The organism is Faecalibacterium sp. AF27-11BH (assembly GCF_003603005.1).
Taxonomy (GTDB): domain Bacteria; phylum Bacillota; class Clostridia; order Oscillospirales; family Ruminococcaceae; genus Faecalibacterium; species Faecalibacterium taiwanense.
Genome location: NZ_QVGS01000003.1, coordinates 183,033 through 201,368, shown reverse-complemented (window position 1 = coordinate 201,368; position 18,336 = coordinate 183,033). Strand labels below are relative to the sequence as shown.

General features: G+C 58.4%; 15 protein-coding genes. 7 read left to right on the top strand and 8 right to left on the bottom strand.

From position 1 onward, the window contains the following. Positions 1 to 112 precede the first annotated feature (112 nt). The 3 genes from DWY76_RS05110 to DWY76_RS05100 are packed head-to-tail and all read left to right on the top strand — an operon-like array spanning position 113 to position 4,735. Positions 113 to 619 carry a MarR family transcriptional regulator gene (locus DWY76_RS05110; protein ID WP_242959997.1) on the top strand — a complete coding sequence of 169 codons (507 nt, stop codon included), beginning with the start codon at positions 113 to 115 and terminating at the stop codon, positions 617 to 619. Continuing rightward, positions 616 to 2,922, top strand: a complete 2,307-nt coding sequence (locus DWY76_RS05105) for an ABC transporter ATP-binding protein (protein ID WP_097775333.1) — start codon at positions 616 to 618, stop codon at positions 2,920 to 2,922. The genes DWY76_RS05110 and DWY76_RS05105 overlap by 4 nt, the downstream gene beginning before the upstream one ends. 1 nt (position 2,923) lies before the next feature. Further along, on the top strand, positions 2,924 to 4,735 hold the full coding sequence (locus DWY76_RS05100) for an ABC transporter ATP-binding protein (protein ID WP_120080204.1): 1,812 nt from the start codon (positions 2,924 to 2,926) through the stop codon (positions 4,733 to 4,735). 213 nt (positions 4,736 to 4,948) lie between these two features. Here the strand turns inward: DWY76_RS05100 and DWY76_RS05095 are convergent, their stop codons facing one another. Then, on the bottom strand, positions 4,949 to 5,872 hold the full coding sequence (locus DWY76_RS05095; RefSeq protein ID WP_120080202.1) for a LysR family transcriptional regulator: 924 nt from the start codon (positions 5,870 to 5,872) through the stop codon (positions 4,949 to 4,951). A 160-nt stretch (positions 5,873 to 6,032) separates the two neighbouring features. On the opposite strand from DWY76_RS05095, the gene DWY76_RS05090 reads away from it, so the two are divergent. The 4 genes from DWY76_RS05090 to DWY76_RS05075 all read left to right on the top strand — a co-directional run bounded on the left by DWY76_RS05090 (position 6,033) and on the right by DWY76_RS05075 (position 12,000). Next, on the top strand, positions 6,033 to 8,063 hold the full coding sequence (locus DWY76_RS05090) for an FAD-binding protein (RefSeq protein ID WP_120080200.1): 2,031 nt from the start codon (positions 6,033 to 6,035) through the stop codon (positions 8,061 to 8,063). A gap of 201 nt (positions 8,064 to 8,264) precedes the next feature. Next, positions 8,265 to 9,185 carry a MoxR family ATPase gene (locus DWY76_RS05085; protein WP_120080198.1) on the top strand — a complete coding sequence of 307 codons (921 nt, stop codon included), beginning with the start codon at positions 8,265 to 8,267 and terminating at the stop codon, positions 9,183 to 9,185. Further along, a complete protein-coding gene (locus DWY76_RS05080) occupies positions 9,185 to 10,939 on the top strand; it encodes a hypothetical protein (protein WP_120080196.1) in 1,755 nt (584 codons plus the stop codon). The genes DWY76_RS05085 and DWY76_RS05080 overlap by 1 nt, the downstream gene beginning before the upstream one ends. Positions 10,940 to 11,247: 308 nt before the next feature. Beyond that, positions 11,248 to 12,000: a hypothetical protein gene (locus DWY76_RS05075; RefSeq protein ID WP_097781668.1), complete on the top strand. Its 753-nt coding sequence runs from the start codon at positions 11,248 to 11,250 to the stop codon at positions 11,998 to 12,000. Between the two features lie 47 nt (positions 12,001 to 12,047). Here the strand turns inward: DWY76_RS05075 and DWY76_RS05070 are convergent, their stop codons facing one another. The 7 genes from DWY76_RS05070 to DWY76_RS05045 all read right to left on the bottom strand — a co-directional run bounded on the left by DWY76_RS05070 (position 12,048) and on the right by DWY76_RS05045 (position 17,909). Continuing rightward, the gene (locus DWY76_RS05070; protein WP_120080194.1) at positions 12,048 to 13,331 is read right to left on the bottom strand and encodes an amidohydrolase family protein; all 1,284 of its coding nucleotides are present in this window, start codon (positions 13,329 to 13,331) and stop codon (positions 12,048 to 12,050) included. Between the two features lie 134 nt (positions 13,332 to 13,465). Then, a complete protein-coding gene (locus tag DWY76_RS05065; RefSeq protein ID WP_097775326.1) occupies positions 13,466 to 14,443 on the bottom strand; it encodes a substrate-binding domain-containing protein in 978 nt (325 codons plus the stop codon). 72 nt (positions 14,444 to 14,515) lie between these two features. Next, a complete protein-coding gene (locus DWY76_RS05060; RefSeq protein WP_005945732.1) occupies positions 14,516 to 15,265 on the bottom strand; it encodes an amino acid ABC transporter ATP-binding protein in 750 nt (249 codons plus the stop codon). Positions 15,266 to 15,271: 6 nt separating this feature from the next. Next, entirely contained in the window at positions 15,272 to 15,946 is a 675-nt protein-coding gene (locus DWY76_RS05055; RefSeq protein WP_120080192.1) for an amino acid ABC transporter permease, read from the bottom strand. Next, a complete protein-coding gene (locus DWY76_RS05050) occupies positions 15,927 to 16,586 on the bottom strand; it encodes an amino acid ABC transporter permease (protein WP_120080190.1) in 660 nt (219 codons plus the stop codon). The genes DWY76_RS05055 and DWY76_RS05050 overlap by 20 nt, the downstream gene beginning before the upstream one ends. A 367-nt stretch (positions 16,587 to 16,953) precedes the next feature. Further along, positions 16,954 to 17,085 carry a hypothetical protein gene (locus tag DWY76_RS14500; RefSeq protein WP_275541414.1) on the bottom strand — a complete coding sequence of 44 codons (132 nt, stop codon included), beginning with the start codon at positions 17,083 to 17,085 and terminating at the stop codon, positions 16,954 to 16,956. Positions 17,086 to 17,198: 113 nt separating this feature from the next. Next, positions 17,199 to 17,909 carry a GHKL domain-containing protein gene (locus DWY76_RS05045; RefSeq protein WP_133300792.1) on the bottom strand — a complete coding sequence of 237 codons (711 nt, stop codon included), beginning with the start codon at positions 17,907 to 17,909 and terminating at the stop codon, positions 17,199 to 17,201. Positions 17,910 to 18,336: the final 427 nt, after the last annotated feature.

Sequence of the window (18,336 nt, the reverse complement as noted above, 5' to 3'; positions counted from 1 at the left end):
ACTTTTTTAAAATTATCCTAAACTGCCCTTGCATTCTGGGTGCGGGAGGAATATTATTGTCAGGCGTTAATAGTTAACAGCTGTTAAGCATTTTGCAATGAGGAGGGATAAAATGTTGAACGAGACCGAAGCCGCGGCGAGCTTTCACGGCCTGTGCCATTTTTTCGGACGGCTGAGCAAGGCGTCCCGGGCCGGCATGAAGGCGGCTCTGCGGGGCTGTCCCAAGTGCCACTTTCCCATGCTGGAGGGTCTGGCTCACACGATCAGTACCCGCGGGCAGAACGGAGCGGTGTATGTTTCCGATTTTGCCCGGGAGGCACACCAGCCGCTGCCGGCCATCAGCCGCAGCCTGCGCCAGCTGGAACAGGACGGCCTTGTTCTGCGCGAAGCGGACCCGGCTGACCGGCGCAAAACGCTGGTGCGCATCACGCCGGAGGGCTACGCCGCCTGTGCCCGGTGTGAAGATGCACTCAGCGATTATTTTGCCTGCGTGATGGCCCGGCTGACACCGGAGCAGGTGCAGCAGATGAACGTTTTGCGCGGCGCACTGATGGACGCCATCCTTGCGGAAAACGCTTCCCGTGAAGCAAAAAACAACGAAGGGAGAACCGAACTATGACGAAAATTTTCAAGCAGCTGGCCCGGCACTGGGCCGTCTGTCTTGTGGTGTTCGCGCTGCTGTTCGTGCAGGCGTACTGCGATCTTTCGCTGCCGGACTACACCAGCAGGATCGTGGACACCGGCATCCAGCAGGGCGGCATTGAAAGCCCCCTGCCGGAAACGATACGCCAGAGCACGCTGGATGCCCTCACGCTTTTGATGAGCGAAGAGGACGCCGATGCGCTCCAGAACGCCTACGGGTATTATCTTCAGGACGACGGCGTGCTGAAGCTGCGCACCGACCTGACCGATGACGAGCGCACCGCGCTGGAGGATGCCGTCACCACGCCGGACATCGTGCTGTATATGGCCGCCGCGCAGGCAGCGAACGCCCCCGCCGGGCAGGACACCATGGGCATGACCGGCCTTGCTGACATGCAGGCGGCATCCTCTGAGAGCACCACCACGGATAGCGAGACCGTCACCCCCACTGCCGAAGATCTGGACACCGTATGCGCCCAGTTTGCCGCTATGAGCCAGATGCCCGGCTTCACCCGCGAAGCTGTCCAGCAGCAGCTGGCCGGTGCTTTTGCCAGTCTGGATGATACCCTGATGGAGAACCTCAAAAGCCAGTCCATGCTTCTGGTGCAGCTGGAATACGAGGCTCAGGGCATTGCCCACGATGTGCAGATGCGCTATCTTTACCGCGTAGGCGGCCAGATGCTGGGCCTGACTTTGCTGATGGTGGCTGTGTCCATTGCGGTGGGCTTCCTCGCCTCTCGTGTGTCCGCCGCCATTGGCCGCGACCTGCGCCGGGAGACCTTTGCCAGCGTCATCGGGTTCTCCAATGCAGAGATCGAGAATTTTTCCACCGCATCTCTCATCACCCGCACCACCAACGACATCCAGCAGGTGCAGTTCGTCTGCGTCATGCTGCTGCGCATGGTGGCCTATGCGCCCATTCTGGGCATTGGCGGCGTGCTGCATGTGCTGAACAGCAGCACCGGCCTTTCCTGGATCATCGTGCTGGATGTGGCCGTTCTGCTGCTGCTCATCCTCTTCCTGATGAGTGTGGCCATGCCCAAGTTCAAGATCATGCAGAAGCTGGTGGACCGGTTGAACCTCGTCAGCCGCGAGATTCTGACCGGCATCATGCCGGTGCGTGCCTTCAGCCGTGAAAAGTTTGAGGAGGAGCGCTTCGACAAGGCCAACAAAGACCTGATGAGCACCCAGCTGTTCACCAACCATGCCATGGTTGCCATGATGCCCTTTATGACCCTCATCATGAACGGCACCAGCCTGCTGATCGTCTGGTTCGGCGGCAAGGCCATGGACAACGGCACCATGCAGGTGGGCGAGATGATCGCATTCATCACCTACACCATGCAGATCGTCATGTCCTTCCTGATGCTGGCCATGGTGGCCGTCATGCTGCCCCGCGCCGGTGTGGCTGCGGAGCGCATCGACGAGGTGATCCGCACCAAAGCCACCATCAACGACCCGGACGAAGCTGTTGCAAAGCCCGCGCAGGAGCACGAAAACTGGCAGGGTGAGGTAGAGTTCCACGATGTGAGCTTCCGCTTCCCGGGTGCGGACAGCGATGCGCTGGAGCACATCAGCTTTACCGCAAAGCCCGGCGAGACCACCGCCATCATCGGCTCTACCGGCTGCGGCAAATCCACCCTGCTCAACCTCATCCCCCGCTTTTATGATGTCACCGGCGGCAGCGTGACCGTGGATGGCATCGATGTGCGCAATATGCCGCAGGCACAGCTGCACGACCTGCTGGGCTATGTGCCCCAGAAGGGCGTGCTGTTCAGCGGCACCATCGACTCGAACCTGAAGTTCGGCGGGGAGCACATCACCGATGCCGATGTAAAAAAGGCTGCTGCCATTGCGCAGGCCACCGAGTTCATCGACGCAAAGCCCGAGGGCTACCAAAGCCCCATTGCACAGGGCGGCTCCAATGTGTCCGGCGGACAGAAGCAGCGCCTTTCCATTGCACGCGCCATTGCCAAGGACCCCAAAATTTATCTGTTCGACGACAGCTTTTCTGCCCTCGACTTTAAGACCGATGTTGCCCTGCGCCGTGCACTGAAAGCCCAGACCGATAACGCTACCGTTATCATTGTGGCACAGCGCATCTCCACTGTGCTGCATGCAAACCAGATCCTGGTTCTGGACGAAGGCCGTCTGGTGGGCAAGGGCACCCATGCCCAGCTGATGGCTTCCTGCCCGGAGTATCAGGAGATCGCCCGCAGCCAGCTGAGCCAGAAGGAGCTGGACCTCAAATCTCTGAATACCGAAAAGGAGGGTGAGTGATATGCCAAGACCCGGACGCATGACGACCGAACGCGCCAAGGACTTCAAGGGCACCCTGCTGCAGCTTGTGCGCACCCTTGGCCGCTACCGCCTTTCGCTCGTTACCGCCATTGTATTTGCCATTCTTTCTACCATCTTCAACATTGCAGGCCCCAAGGTGCTGGCAAAGGCCACCACGGCTCTTGCCACCGGCTGGATCGCCAAGCTGCGCGGCACCGGCAGCATCGACTTTGTGTATATCGGCCGCATCCTGCTGTTTTTGCTGGGCATGTACCTGCTGAGCAGCGCCTTCAGCTTTATTCAGGGCTGGCTCATGACCGGCCTTTCCCAGAAAGTCTGCTACGACTTCCGCAAGCAGATCAGCGAAAAGATCAACCACCTGCCCCTTGCCTACTTTGAAAAGCGCACCGTGGGCGAGGTGCTGTCCCGCATCACCAACGATGTGGACACGCTGGGCCAGAGCCTGAACCAGAGCATCACCCAGCTCATCACCAGTGTGACCACCATGATCGGCGTGCTGGTCATGATGCTGTCCATCAGCCCGAAGATGACCCTGATCGCCCTGCTGATCCTGCCGGTCTCGCTGGTGCTGGTGCTCATCGTGGTCAAGTTCAGCCAGAAATACTTCAAGGCACAGCAGGCCATTCTGGGCGTCGTGAACGGTCAGGTGGAAGAAGTCTACTCCGGCCACAACGTGGTCAAAGCCTTCAACCGCGAGGCCGTGGTGCTGAACGACTTCAACGCCGCCAACGATAAGCTGTACGAATCCGCATGGAAGAGCCAGTTTCTCTCCGGCCTGATGATGCCCATTATGAACTTTGTGGGCAATCTGGGCTATGTGGCAGTGGCCATCGTGGGCAGCATTTTTGCGTCAAACGGCACCATTACCATCGGTGACATTCAGGCCTTCATCCAGTACGTCAAGAACTTCACCCAGCCCATCCAGCAGCTTTCTCAGGTGTCCAACATGCTGCAGAGCATGGCCGCTGCCGCTGAGCGGGTGTTCGAGTTTCTGAACGAGCCGGAAGAGGATCAGCAGGCAGACCCAGCCCGCCGGGCCGACCCCGGCTGCATCAACGGTCAGGTGACATTCAGTCATGTCCGCTTCGGCTACACCCCGGACAAGACCGTCATCCACGATTTCAGCTGTGAGGTCAAGCCCGGCCAGAAGGTGGCTATCGTCGGCCCTACCGGCGCGGGCAAAACTACCATGGTCAAGCTGCTCATGCGCTTCTATGATGTGGATTCCGGTTCCATCACCCTGAATGGCCACGATGTGCGTGACTTTGACCGCAGCGCCCTGCGCGAGGGCTTCGGCATGGTGCTGCAGGACACATGGCTGTTCAAGGGCACCATCATGGAGAACATCCGCTATGGCCGTCTGGATGCTACCGACGAAGAAGTGATTGCCGCCGCCAAGGCTGCCAATGCCGACCACTTTATCCGCACCCTGCCCGGCGGCTACCAGATGGAGCTGAACGAGGACGCTTCCAACGTGAGTCAGGGCCAGAAGCAGCTGCTCACCATCGCCCGCACCATTCTGGCAGATAACCGCATCCTGATTTTGGACGAGGCCACCAGCAGTGTGGATACCCGCACCGAACAGCGCATCCAGACCGCCATGGACCGCCTGATGGAGGGCCGCACCAGCTTTGTGATCGCACACCGTCTTTCCACCATCCGGGACGCCGACCTCATCCTTGTGATGCGAGATGGCGACATCGTGGAGCAGGGTACCCACGACCAGCTGATCGAAGCAGGCGGCTTCTACGCCGACCTGTACAACAGCCAGTTCGAGGACGTGGTGGAGTAAGCTGCCCGTCATCGCAGTATAAGCACAAAAAGAGCACCTGCTGCCTTCGGAAAGGAAGGCAGCAGGTGCTCTTTGTTTACCCTCTCAGTCATCGCTACGCGATGCCAGCTCCCCCGAGAGGGGGAGCTTTTCAGCAGTTACCGGTCAGCTGCAATAGAGCTCTCCCTTCGGGAGAGCTGGCGCGAATGCGCCTGAGAGGGTTTTCTTTTTTCTTTATTCCTCCACCGCTTCCAGCTTCAGGCCGAACAGCTTTTCCGAGAGGGACGGCAGCAGCTGCTGCAAAGCGCGGACATAGGCCATTACCACCGGGTCCTCGCGCTTTTGTCCCAGCACGACGCCGAACCGGTGTCCCCTGCCCCAGTCCAGCACCCGCGCAAAGCTGAGATCCGGTCTGCGGTAATAGACTGCAGGAACCATCTTGAGCGCAGGATCCCCATAGGATGCGCTGCGGATGCCGCCCACCGGCGTAAAGTTCACTCCGCGCTCCAGCCCCTCCTGCAGCAGGCTGGTCTCGTAGACGGTCTGGTACATCTCTTTGACGGGCAGCCAGCGGTATTGCAGCGCCTGCTCCAGACTCAGCCTGCCCACCGGCATATCGGCGGGCGGGTGGATGGGAATGCACAGCTCTGGCGCATAAAGCAGCGGGATGAAAGTGAACCCCTGCGCGTAAAATTCCGAACTTTCCAACTGGAAAGAAAGGTCCGCGTCCCCTTTTTTCAGACTGCGCCAGACCTCGCTGCGACTGGCGCACTGCATCATAATAGACGTGTATTGCAGACACAGCTCGTTCGTCAGAGAAAACAGGTCGTACCCGAACATCCGCATCGCCTCATGGCTCCATGCAATGACCAGATGCCGTTCCGGCGGATTTTCCTGCTGCTGTACCGCACGGGCATGGCGCACTGCCTCCTGATATAAGGCCGTCAACTGCTTTGCCTTGGGGTAAAAGTCCCGGCCTGCCGGGGTCAGGATCACCCGGCGCGGTACATGCTGGAACAGTTCAAACTGCAGTTGCCCTTCCAGCGTGCGGATCTGCTGCGAAAGCGCCGACTGCGAAAGATACAGTGCCTCTGCTGCTGCCGAAAAACTGTCCATCTCTACGATCTTCACAAATCCTTCCAGTGCACTCTGGTTCATCTGCGCATCCTCGCTTTCTTACATTAGGATTTCCTAAATTATAATATAACATAATTGAATTGTAAAGTGCGTCACTCTACGCTACAATTGTTAAAGATTCAGCAAAGTGGTTTTTACCCTGCTGCACGATAAGAAGAGAAAAGAGAAAGAGAGCGTACCTATGAACAAGATTTCCCGCAAGGGCTTTCTGATGATCGCCGCTGCCGCCGCCATGAGCGGTGTCACTGCCGGCGCACTGGCTGCCTGCAATTCCGCCTCCAGCTCCACTGCCTCCGGTGCTGCCGGTCAGTACATCCCCGGCACCTACGAGGGCACCGCCGAGGGCATCTCCTCCACCGTCAAGGTCACCATGACCTTCTCTGACAGCGCTGTCACCGACGTGGTGGTGGACACCTCCGGCGAGACCGCTTCTTTCGGCGCTGCCGCTGCCGATGAGCTGCGTGAGCAGCTGATGGCTGCCGGTTCTGCCGAGATCGACGGCGTTTCCGGCTCTACCATCACCTCCGATGCCGTGATGAAGGCTGCCAAGAGCTGCTACGCACAGGCAAAGGGTGAGGCCGTGGTGTCCAGCGTGCAGCTGCCCACAGGCGACGCAAACGACTGGCTGGGCAAAGAGCCTGATATCGACGAGACTGCCATCACTGAGACCGTGGACACCGACATCCTCATTGTGGGTGCAGGCAACGGCGGTATGTTTGCTGCCGCCTATGCAGCTGCGAACGGCCTGAATTTCCGCGTTATTGAGCAGAACGCCAACGTACAGGACACCCGCCACTGGTACGGCGCTATCGACTCCGCTGCCGCCAAGGAGGCCGGTGAAAAGCCCGCCGACCGCGCCAAGCTGCTGAGCGAGATCTCCCGCTACGCCTCCGGTAAGTGTGACCAGCGCGTCGTCAAGACCTGGATCAATGAGTCTGCCGCTATGCACGACTTCATGCGCAGCATTCTGGAAGATAAGTACGGCTGGGTGTGCGATTTCACCTCCGGCAGCGAGGCTGCATGGCCCACAGAGAATGCTGAGCACAATACCGACTACCTCTTCCCTGTGCAGGAGCATAACTACATGGCCAGCGAAAGCGCATCTGGTCTGGCCCGCAACGAGCTGCTGCTGCAGTACATTCAGGAGCTGGGCTACGATGTGGACTTCAAGACCAGTCTGGCCAAGCTGGAAAAGAACAGCGAGGGCCGCATTACCGGCATCATCGCCCAGAGCACCGAAGATGACCACTTTATCCGCTACAACGCCAACAAGGGCGTGCTGCTGGCCTGCGGCGGTTTCCCCGGCAACCCCTACATGATGGAGCAGCTGGACCCGCTTGGCACCAGCGTGACCACCGCCTGCTCCTACTCCCCCGCCGACAAGGGCTACGGCATCCGCGCTGCTGTATGGGCCGGTGCCAATCTGGACAAGGAAGCCGCTCCCATGCTGTTTGACCGCGGCGTTGTTGCCCCCGGCGTGGATGGCGGCTATGTGGATAGCGACACTGCCTTTGGCGGCAAGGCCTTCCCCGGCAAGATCCGCCAGTACAACCCCGGTACCCAGCCCTTCCTGAAGGTGAACCGCAACGGCGAGCGCTTTGCCAACGAGAGCTGCCCCTACAACGATATCGTCTACGCTGCTGCCCACCAGCCGGGCCGCGTCTACGCACAGATCTGCGATGCCAACATTCTGGAGGACGCAAAGCGTTTCCACACCATCGGCTGCTCTGCCCAGACCCGCAACGGCGGCGAGAAGTACATTCAGGGTAAGATGGACGAGGCTATTGAGGCCGGTGCATTGTTCAAGTGCGATACGCTGGACGAGCTGGCTGACAAGATGGGCTTTACCGGTGCTGCCAAGGACACCTTCCTTGCTACCGTGGAGCGCTACAATGAGCTGTACGACAAGCAGAACGATGAGGATTTCGGCAAGCCCGCTTACCGCCTGAGTGCCATCCGCACCGCGCCCTTCTATGGCTGCTGGCTGGGTGCCTCTCTGCTGACCACCGAGCAGGGCATTGCCATCAACGAAAAGGGTCAGGCGCTGGACAACAACAACCAGCCCATGGAGGGCCTGTATATCACCGGTGATATGTCCGGCAGCTTCTTTGCCAACAACTACCCCTGCCTGATGGCTGGTGTGGCCATGGGCCGCACCCTGACCTTCGCCATGAAGGCCGTCAAGCAGATGGCGGGTCTGGATAACGCCTGATCCAGCGCGGTTTTCCGGCACAACTTAAGCGTTTTTCCATTTCTTCTTTCTTCATGAAGAGAGGCGGTCCCTGTTTGGGGCCGCCTCTCTTTGCTATTTTTTCGCCACGTGCCCCCTACACAAATCCCCACGATTGTGCTATGATAAAGCTGAACAGCCGGTTTGTGCCAGACAACCGGCAAAATCGAGGTGTTTGTACAAATGTCTGATCTCCTTGAAACTCTGCAGCAGGAAGGGGTAGACCCCGCTCTGCTGGAAGCAGTCCAACAGTACCGCGCTGCCCATGCCCTGCCGGACGCACTGCGCCCGCGCATTCCTTCCCCTGCCTTTACCTACTACGGCAAACAGGTGTGGGAGCAGGCGCTGGCGGCGCTGCTCTGCGGCGAAAACCTGCTGCTGGCAGGCGGAAAAGCCACCGGCAAAAACGTGCTGGCCGAGAACCTTGCCGCCGCCTTTGGCCGTCCCGCATGGGACATCTCCTTCCATGTGAACATGGACGCAGCATCCCTCATCGGCATGGACACTTTTGTGGACGGTCAGGTGGTGTTCCGGCCCGGCCCGGTATACCGCTGCGCCCAGTGCGGCGGCTTTGGTGTGCTGGATGAGATCAACATGGCCAAAAACGAAGCGCTGGCCGTGCTGCACGCGGTGCTGGACTTCCGCCGTGCCATCGATGTGCCCGGCTACGACCGCATCCCGCTGGCGGAGGAGACCCGCTTTATTGCCACCATGAACTACGGTTATGCCGGCACTCGTGAGCTGAACGAGGCCCTCACCTCCCGTTTCGTGGTCATCCAGATGCCCACCATTACGCAGGACGATCTGGAAAAGCTGCTGCGGACGCAGTTCCCCGATCTCGCTTCCAAGTATGTGCGCCAGTTTGCACTGCTGTTCCTTGACCTGCAGAAAAAATGCGACAGTGCAGAAATTTCCACCAAGGCGCTGGATCTGCGCGGTATGCTGGATGCCCTGCGGCTGATCCGGCGCGGCATCCCGGCAGGCGCGGCACTGGATATGGGCATCACCAACAAGGCCTTTGACTCCTACGAGCAGGGCCTGATCCGTGATGTGATCGCAGCGCGCATTCCGGCCAAGCTGGATGCCGCCAAGCTCTTTGGCTGATGGACGCCCAGAGTTACACCGCGCAGGAGCGGCGTGCGGCCAATCAGGTCTGGGCTGCTGCAGGAGCCTATGGCTTTGAGCCGCTGTTTCTGGCCCGCTATACCGACGGCACCACCGATTTTTACATGAACACGGTCGTGGGCCTCATCCACAAATATTACGGTGACGCGCTGATTCGCAGCATCTTTGATGCATGGGACGGTGATCTGCGGCAGACCATGCTGGACGACATGACATGGCTGTATCTGGAAAATGCAGCCTATCGGCTGGAGCTGCCCCGCCGCCCGGTGCTGGAAGCGCTGCGCCATGCCCATGCAGATTACTTTTTTGCGATTCAATACAAGCTCTCCCGTCAGGAGTGGATGGCAAAAAATCAGCTGGTGTACACCATGCAGGCTGCACGCTGGCGGCGTGTGCTGGGCCGTGCCGACCCGGTGATGACCCCTTATGAGTCCGGCCTTGCTGCGGCTCTTTCCCCGGAAAAAGCGCCGGCAGCGGAACAGCTGAAAGCCGAAATTTTATCGATCTACGCAAAATTCAACCTGTTCGACGGCACTGTGCACCAGAGAGCAGCTTTGCATCTGCATCTGGACGGCCTGCTGGCAAAGCTTGCCACCAAAGCCATGCCCACCCAGATGATCAAAACGGACCGCGTGACCGTGGAACACTCAAGCTCCGTGGATGCTGTGGGCGGCGGGCTGGCGGTGGACAAGCGCCGGGCCCACATCACCCTGAAGCAGAATGCCGCGCAGGACAGAGCCTACATCGAAAGCTGCTTCGGCCGCTCTCTCTACCCGCCGGAACGGCTGCGCAAGGCTGAGCAGGAGCTTTGCGTGGGCGACCATCTGGGGTGCCATTTGTGGTTCAGTGCCGGTGTGCCCAGCCCGGAGCAGGCTCCCACACCGGAAGCAAAGCATCTGGCTGAACAGGCTGAGCTGCAGGCCGACCGCAACCGCGCTTATTACGCCAAAAATCGGGAACTGCACCGCAGTGTGGTGCTGCGGCTTACCGAGCAGATCCGCAACTGCATCCTTGTGCACCAGCAGCCCAACGCCCGTGTTGCCCGCAGCGGCAACCTGAACGCTGGGCGCATCTGGCGCGCACCACTTTTGAACGATGACCGGGTGTTTTTGTGTGCCGAGGAAGAGAACCAGCCCTCTTTTACGGTAGACCTTTTATTGGACGCATCCGCTTCCCGCCTGCACTGTCAGGAAGTGATCGCGGCTCAAGGATCCATTTTGGCCCAGAGCCTTGCGGCCTGCGGGATCCCGGTGCGGGTGTCCAGCTTCAGCAGCCTGCGGGGCTACACCGTACTGCGGGTGCTCAAAGGCTTTGCAGACAAAAACCTGCAAAACATCAACCGATATTTTGCTTCCGGCTGGAACCGTGACGGCCTTGCTCTGCGGGCCGCAGGCGACCTTTTGCAGTATGCGCCCGGTCCTGCGCCGCGGCATCTGCTCATCGTGCTGACGGACGCTTCGCCCAACGACAGCCGCCGCATCCCGCCCAGTGCAGAAAACCCGCTGGGCTGCGGTTACGAGGACGCTGCCGGTGTGGCTGACACTGCCGCGCAGGTGCGTGCGCTGCAGCGCATGGGCATCCGGGTGTCGGCTGTGTTCATGGGTGAGGACAGCTCTGCCGGTGCCGCTGCACAGATCTACGGCAAAAACATGGCCCGTATCCGCGGCATGGACCAACTGGCCCGCGCGGCCGGGCGGCTGATCCAGAACGAGATCCGTGAACTGGGCGATTGAACCATATTTTACCAGAACAGCCCACAGATGGGAGGCTTTGGCCTTGCCGTCTGTGGGCTGTTTTTGATACAGAACACAACTGATTCACTCTTGCAACAACCATGTTTCGGGTCACTATTGCAGGATGCGCGGAAATATTTTGTTTTTCTGCAAACTTATAGTTGTTTTTTGTTGTGAAGTATGCTATACTATGTTCAGTCAATAAAACATTCCTGCGTAAGCCGCCTGCTGTGCACCGGGTCGTTTGGCGCAGTGCCCATCCGTTATACAACGAACTGCTGTGTTATAGTTTCAGGAGGGAACCGATCATGGATGCCAACCGTTATTTTGATGCCATGCACAACGCTATGTCAGCTCAGCACCCCGGTGCGCAGCTGCTGTTAACGGTAAAGCTGCAGGACACCTGCGGCAACGATGCCTGCCTGGAGCTGAAGCAGCTGCCCGGTGAGAGCACCTCCATTCTGTGCTACTCCACCATGGGTCGCCGCTGCCTGAACTTCCAGCTGTTCCGCAAGGGCTGGCAGCTGTGCCACAACGCCGATGGCCAGCTGGTGGGCCGCTTCCCTTCCAGCGCCGACGGCCTGATTGACGAGACCGATTTCCGCGCCTACTGCCGTGAGGACCGGCTGGATCTAGCACGCACCCAGCGCATCACCGCCGAGCTTCGCCAGTGCGCCGGTATCAATTATCAGGGCAGCATCCCGCAGAACGCCCGCACCGGCGCTGTAATCACGGTAGAAAGCCATGTAGGGGCCGGTGCCCGCTGGACCTACTGGAGTCAGGATGTTCTGCCCAGCCTGCCGCTGGGTGCCATCCTCTACTGGCTGGCGGATCATCTGGCCGGTGCCGAGCGCCGCACCCTGCAGGCCGACCCGCAGGCAGCCCGCCTTGCCGCCCAGTGGCTGGCCGGTGATACAGCCGTATTCTTCCATCCGTCGGTGCCGATGACTGCCATGAATACGGTCTCTTCCGGCTCTGCACCCGCACGCCGCCGCACCACTGTGCCCGCTGCCCGCAACAAGAGCTGGCAAAGCATCATGGCCGTGATGGCAGGCATGTGAACGAAAAAGCAAGGAAAGACCGATCGTCTCTCCTTGCTTTTTCAGTATTATTCGAGGTACGGGTCGAGCAGGGCATCCACCGTTTTGTTCCGCTTGGGGTTCGGCTTTTTGATCACATGGCCGCGGCAGACCACCAGTTCCAGATGCTGCAGCGCACGCAGGTCTTCCAGCGGGTTGTGCTTTGTCACAATAAAATCTGCGCTCTTGCCCGGCTCAATGGAACCGGTTACGTCTCCTACTCCGGCCAGCTGAGCATTGCGCAGGGTGGCCGTGTACAGGGCGAACCGATTGCTCACACCGCAATACTTATGGAAATAGCACAGCTCCCGCCAGAAATCGTACTGGGTGATGTACGGGCAGCCTACATCGTTGCCCAAGGCCACCGGGATGCCGTTGGCAAGGGCGGTCTTTGCGCTTTCCACCACACCGTCAAACACGATCTTGCCGTTATACTGGTCCTTTTCCGATGCACCGGAAACCGCCGTATCAAACAGTGCGTAGGGCAGCGCCGGGGAGATGGTGGTGCACACAAAGGCTCCCCGCTCCTTGTAAAGCCGGATGGTCTCATCGTCCATCTTTGCGCCGTGCTCAATGGAATCCACGCCGTTTTCCAGCGCCACCTTTACGCCTTCTGGCGACTCGGTGTGTGCCGCCACGGTATAGCCCAGCTTGTGGGCCTCGTCGCAGACGGCTTTGACCATTTCCGGCTTCATCTTCAGCTCGCCGGGGGTTCCCTTTTCGGTGGCATCCAGCACGCCGCCGGTGATCATCAGCTTGACAAGATCCACCTTCTGTCCGCTGGCCTTTTTGAGCTGAGCAAGTGCTTCGGCATTGTTATGGGCCGCAACTGCCACCGAGCCTGCCATATGTCCGCCCGGCACCGAAATGCCTTCGTTGGCAGCAAGGATGCGCGGTGCCAGCAGCTTGCCAGCTGCAGCATCATCACGGCAGCGGGTGTCAAAATCTGCAATGCCGCCCACGGTGCGGATGGTAGTCACGCCACCCAGCAGTTCCAGCTTCGCGTAGCTGCATACCAGCCTGTAGGCCACCGCACGGGTCAGGCCATTGCTCAGAATTTTGCGCACCAGCGCAGCATTATCCCGCGGCTTTGCGCTGGGCTTGCCGTTGCCTGCCAGATGCACATGCAGATTGATCAGGCCCGGGCACAGATAGCCTCCGTGCAGATCGATCACCTCATAACCGTCCAGATCCACGCCCTCATCGACAATGGCAATGATCTTATCATCCTCGGTCAGCAGGATCTTGTGCGCTTCCGGCTGCATCTGCTCGGTGCCATCCAGCAGGATCCCGTTCGTATAGGCACGTTTCATTGGGAACATCCTCTCTTTTTCAGATTTTTCGGACAGGAGTTGTTTTGTTCCAGTATAGCACGTTCCGGCAGATGGTGCAATGCAAAAACGGGCAGGAAAGGTTCAGCCCTCTCCTGCCCGCTCGGTGTTTTTATTTACTGTGCGGCTGCGCTGGAAGCTACTTCGGAAGCAGCAGCCTCAGAAGATGCGGCTTCCGAAGAAGCAGCTTCGCTGGATGCGGCATCTGCGCCGCCGGTCACGCCGCCCTCAACGACCAGCTCATCCTCATAGTCAAGGCCGTAGGTATCCACCAGAGTCTCCTCATAGTCCTTGTGGAAGAAGTTCTCCTCGCCCAGAGCCTTGATCTCCTCGTTCAGCCAATCCAGAACGGTGGTGTTGCCCTGGCTCACAGCAGGAGCAATGGTGTCCTGACTGCCCAGAGAGGGAATGCCGACCGTGTAGCCGGTGTTCTGCTTTGCAAATGCAATGACCTCGGTGTTATCGTTGGCCCATGCCACGCCGTTGCCGTTCTCCAGTGCATTCTTGGCCGTTGCATAGGAATCGTACTTCTGCAGCGGAATGTCGGGGTACTCCTTGGTCAGGTAGGTCTCGGCGGTGGTGCCGGAAATGACGATCATCTGGTCGTCAGCGTTCCAGTTGTCCAGAGTGGTGATAACATTGCTGTCCGGAGAAATGACACCCAGAGCCACGTTCATATAAGGCAGAGCAAAGTCCACTTCCTCTGCGCGCTCCGGGGTCACGGTGAAGTTTGCCAGGATCACATCCGCCTTGCCGGTCTGCAGGTACTCGATGCGGTTTGCAGCCTCGGTGGAAACGAAGTTGATCTCCACGCCCAGATCCTCGCCCAGACGGCGTGCAAAGTAGACATCATAGCCCTGATATTCGCCGTTCTCGTCCACATAGCCGAACGGGTTCTTATCGGAGAACACGCCGATGTTGATGGTACCGGACTCCTTGATCTGATCCAGAGTGCGGTAGACCACGCTGCTGCCGGATGCTGCAGTTGCAGTAGAAGCAGAAGAAGAGCCGCCGCATGCGGTCAGAACAGCGGCAGCGGAAACTGCGCCCAGACCCAGCAGGAAGGAACGACGAGAGATCTTAGACTGTTTCATAATGATTACTCCTTTACAAAATCTTTCCCATTTGGCTGCGGAACACCCGCAGCCTTTATCTTGATCTGTGACTCATTTCACAGCATCAAACGTGAAGGTGCGCAGGAAGCGTTGCGCGCGCTCGGTCTTGGGCCGGTCAAAGAACTCGGCCGGTGCAGCTTCTTCCACGATCTTGCCGCCATCCAGAAAGATGACGCGGTTGGCAATGGCGCGGGCAAACTGCATTTCGTGGGTGACAATGATCATGGTCTTGCCCTGCTTGGCAAGGTCCAGCATAACGTCCAGCACCTCGCGCACCATTTCCGGATCAAGGGCAGCGGTCACTTCGTCAAACAGAAGGATCTCCGGGTGCATACACAGTGCGCGCACGATGGCAACGCGCTGCTTCTGTCCGCCGGAAAGCTCCCGCGGGTAGCTGTTTTTCTTGGCAAGCAGGCCCACACGGTCCAGCAGAGCTTCGGCCTCCTGCTGCACTTCCGCTTTGGGGCGCTTCTGCACCTTGGTGGGTGCCAGAAGCACATTGTCCAGCACCGTCATGTGCGGAAACAGCTCGTAGCTCTGGAACACCATGCCGATGCGCTGGCGCAGCTGAGTCAGATTTTTACCGCCGTAGGCAACGGTCTCATTGCCCAGCCGCACCCGGCCGCTCTGGGTGGGCTCCAGACCATTCAGACAGCGCAGCAGGGTGCTTTTGCCGCAGCCCGAAGGGCCGACCACCACGATGACCTCGCCGGGCTTGACAGCAAAGCTGATATCATCCAGCACGGGGGTCTCGCCATAGGCCTTGATCAGATGTTCAACAGTCAAAATAGGTTCTGCCATGTACGGTCACTTCCATTTCTTTTCGAGATAGGATGCCAGCAGACTGATGGGCCAGCATACGAAGAAATATAACACGAAAACCGTGAGATAAATGCCAAACGCTGCGTTGGGGCTGGCGGTGCGGTTGGCCTCGATGATCTGCTGTGCTACCTTGATCACTTCCACCACACCGATCATCAGCACAAGGCTGGTGGTCTTGATCATGCGGGTGATCAGGTTGATGGACAGCGGGATCAGGCGGCGCACCGTCTGCGGAATGATGATGTACCAGTAGGTCTGCGCACGGCTCATGCCAAGGGCCTCGGCGCTCTCATACTGGTGCTTCGGAATGGCGATCAGCGCACCGCGCACAAGGTCGCTCATTTCTGCGGTGCCCCACAGCACAAACACGATGATGGATGCCGTCTCGCCGGAAAGGTTCCACCCAAAGGCACGGGTGGTGCCGAAGTAAACGAGGAACAGCAGCACCATCTGCGGCATGATGCGGACGAACTCCAGATAAAGCCGCAGGATTGCCTTGATAATGGGGTTGCGGGAGGTCATGAGCACGCCCAGCAGGATGCCCAGCGGCAGGCTGATGATCACCGAGACGGCGCTGATCTTGAGTGCAACGCCAAGGCCGCCCAGCAGGCGGGCCATGTTTTTGCCCTTGAACAGGACATCAAGACCCAAATCCAGCATAGCGCAGCCTCCTTTCGATCAGGCTGCCCACAATGGACACCGGCAGCAGAATGATAAGGTAGAACACCACCAGCAGGAACAGACATTCGATGGTTTTGGAGTACATGCCGATGAGGTCCTTTGCCGTGAACATCAGGTCCATCAGGCTGATGGCGCTGAACACGCTGGTCTCCTTGAGCAGGAAGATCACATTTGCCATGAAAGCCGGCATACTGGTGGACATGGCCTGCGGCAGAATGATGTAGCGCATGGTCTGCCAGCGGTTCATGCCAAGGCTGTAGGCACTCTCGGTCTGGATGGGCTCAATGGCTTCCAGACCGCTGCGGAACGCTTCGGCCATGTAACTGCCGCCCAGAAACGCCAGACCGGCAATGCCGCAGATCTCGGCATTGGTGCGGATGCCCACCTTGGGCAGGCCATAATAAATGAAGAACAGCTGCACCAGCAGCGGTGTGTTGCGGGACAGCTGGATGTAAACACCCACGATCTGCCGCAGAACGGGCACCTTTTCATACTGGATCACTGCGCAGGCAAGGCCAATGATGATGGCAAAAATGATGCCTGCAACGCCCAGCCGCACGGTAAGTACAGCGGCCTTCTGGTAGAGCGGCAAATATTGCTGGATCGCATTCCAGTCCATTGCCGGATTCCTCCCTTGTATCCTGATTTGCGGGTCAAAACAAAACGCCCGGAAGCTCCCTCTTCAAGTAAGCTCCCAGGCGGTCAGCGACAGATCCTTCTGCGTGTTCCCACACAGAATATGCAGATATGCTCACACGGCATACCATACTGCAGGGCGGCCGGTCCGGGAAGCGTTTGCGGTACAACAACACATTGCGCAACAACACATCATAGCCGTTTCCTCCCTGAATGATCTCAATTTTCAGATTTGCTCGACCCGATGCACGTAGTTTACACCCTATTACCCATTATGTCAATATGATTATGGGACTTCTTTCGATTCTTTGCTCATTCAGCCTAAAATCATATCATTCTATGTGTAAATTTTATTCATTTTTCAACTTGACCGTATGCGTCGTGCGGACAGCAAAAAGCCCTCCCGTCGAGGGGAGGGCCGGGCCGGATAAAGATTTTTTAGGAAAGTTTAAGAAACAGCCGGTTTTGCTTTCTGCTGCCATATGCTCCCCTCCTGCCTTTTCTTTTATAAATAAGTATCATGATTTCCCGGGAAAAGTGCAATCAAAAGGCACCGGCTTGTGCAAAAAAGTCGGTGCCTTGGGGCAGGAATATTTTACAGGTTCAGCAGCACATTGGCCCGGAAAACGTTGCCGCCCGTTTCCACCGTCAGATTGCCGTGATACCTGTGCACGGCAGTTTCGACGGAAACAAGGCCGATGCCCTGTCCGTCATGCTTGGTGGAATGCAGAACGCCGCCCTGCTTTTTCAGCACGCCGTCATAGCGGTTCTCCACCATCAGGCCCATCATGGCCGGGCTGAGCATCCGGGCCAGCACCTTGACCTGCCGTTCTTCCGGCGGCAGCTTCTGGCTGGCATGGAGCGCATTTTCCAGCAGGTTGCCAAGAATGGTGCACAGGTCGGCCTCCGGCAGGGGCAGGAGCTTGGGCAGTTCCAGCTTCCATTCGATCTGGATGCCCTGTTTCCGGGCCTCATAGTCGTAGTGGCCGGCAAGCGCATCCACCGCGGCGTTGACGCACAGGGTGGGTCTGGCATCGCTGAGTTCGCTCTCGTACTGGCTCAGGTAGCTTTTCAGTTCATCCAGCCGCCCGGCCTCGGTCAGGCCGGAGATCACATGCAGGTGCTGGCGGAAATCGTGCCGCAGGTGGCGGGTCTGTTCCAGATAGCTGCGCAGCTCCATATAGCGGCGGGACTCCACGGCCAGCAGCTGGTTTTCGCGGTCCAGCTGGGAGCTGCGGGCATACTCCTTTGCCACGCGGTACATCTCGTACAGCAGCAGAAAGATGCCCAGCAGCGAGATGCTCACTGCCAGCACCGCGATGATGCGGATGGCTCAAAGGCGAATACATTCCTAAAAATGCTTACCGATTTATCTTGTTTGAAAAACGCTATATGCTTATCTTCCAGATCGTAGATCATACGGTTTATGCAGATCATGTGGTAGATTGCAGACAGGATTACGGCTGGCTCATCCGATGATCAACAAAGGCGGTGGCTTTCCCTTTTGTGGGAAGCTCCCGCCTTTTTCTGCGTCTGTATAAAAAGAAAAGCACCATACTTCCTACGAAGTACAGTGCTTTTTTGGTGGAGAATACCGGGCCGATTCTGATCACGGTGACCCTCTTGCAGTCCATGCACGGCGCTCTCCTGGGTGAGCTAAGCCCTCACTCGTTTGGCAACAACAAAAAAGCACCACACGTTTCTGTGTAGTGCTTTTTCCTTCTGGTGGAGAT

Bases quoted from the DNA above. Each gene is read 5' to 3' on its own strand.
- DWY76_RS05050 (WP_120080190.1), bottom strand. From the start codon at position 16,586: ATGGACTGGAATGCGATCCAGCAATATTTGCCGCTCTACCAGAAGGCC.
- DWY76_RS05065 (WP_097775326.1), bottom strand. From the start codon at position 14,443: ATGAAACAGTCTAAGATCTCTCGTCGTTCCTTCCTGCTGGGTCTGGGC.
- DWY76_RS05105 (WP_097775333.1), top strand. From the start codon at position 616: ATGACGAAAATTTTCAAGCAGCTGGCCCGGCACTGGGCCGTCTGTCTT.
- DWY76_RS05080 (WP_120080196.1), top strand. From the start codon at position 9,185: ATGGACGCCCAGAGTTACACCGCGCAGGAGCGGCGTGCGGCCAATCAG.
- DWY76_RS05055 (WP_120080192.1), bottom strand. From the start codon at position 15,946: ATGCTGGATTTGGGTCTTGATGTCCTGTTCAAGGGCAAAAACATGGCC.
- DWY76_RS05090 (WP_120080200.1), top strand. From the start codon at position 6,033: ATGAACAAGATTTCCCGCAAGGGCTTTCTGATGATCGCCGCTGCCGCC.
- DWY76_RS05070 (WP_120080194.1), bottom strand. From the start codon at position 13,331: ATGAAACGTGCCTATACGAACGGGATCCTGCTGGATGGCACCGAGCAG.
- DWY76_RS05095 (WP_120080202.1), bottom strand. From the start codon at position 5,872: ATGAACCAGAGTGCACTGGAAGGATTTGTGAAGATCGTAGAGATGGAC.
- DWY76_RS05085 (WP_120080198.1), top strand. From the start codon at position 8,265: ATGTCTGATCTCCTTGAAACTCTGCAGCAGGAAGGGGTAGACCCCGCT.
- DWY76_RS05100 (WP_120080204.1), top strand. From the start codon at position 2,924: ATGCCAAGACCCGGACGCATGACGACCGAACGCGCCAAGGACTTCAAG.
- DWY76_RS05060 (WP_005945732.1), bottom strand. From the start codon at position 15,265: ATGGCAGAACCTATTTTGACTGTTGAACATCTGATCAAGGCCTATGGC.
- DWY76_RS14500 (WP_275541414.1), bottom strand. From the start codon at position 17,085: ATGGCAGCAGAAAGCAAAACCGGCTGTTTCTTAAACTTTCCTAAAAAA.
- DWY76_RS05075 (WP_097781668.1), top strand. From the start codon at position 11,248: ATGGATGCCAACCGTTATTTTGATGCCATGCACAACGCTATGTCAGCT.
- DWY76_RS05110 (WP_242959997.1), top strand. From the start codon at position 113: ATGTTGAACGAGACCGAAGCCGCGGCGAGCTTTCACGGCCTGTGCCAT.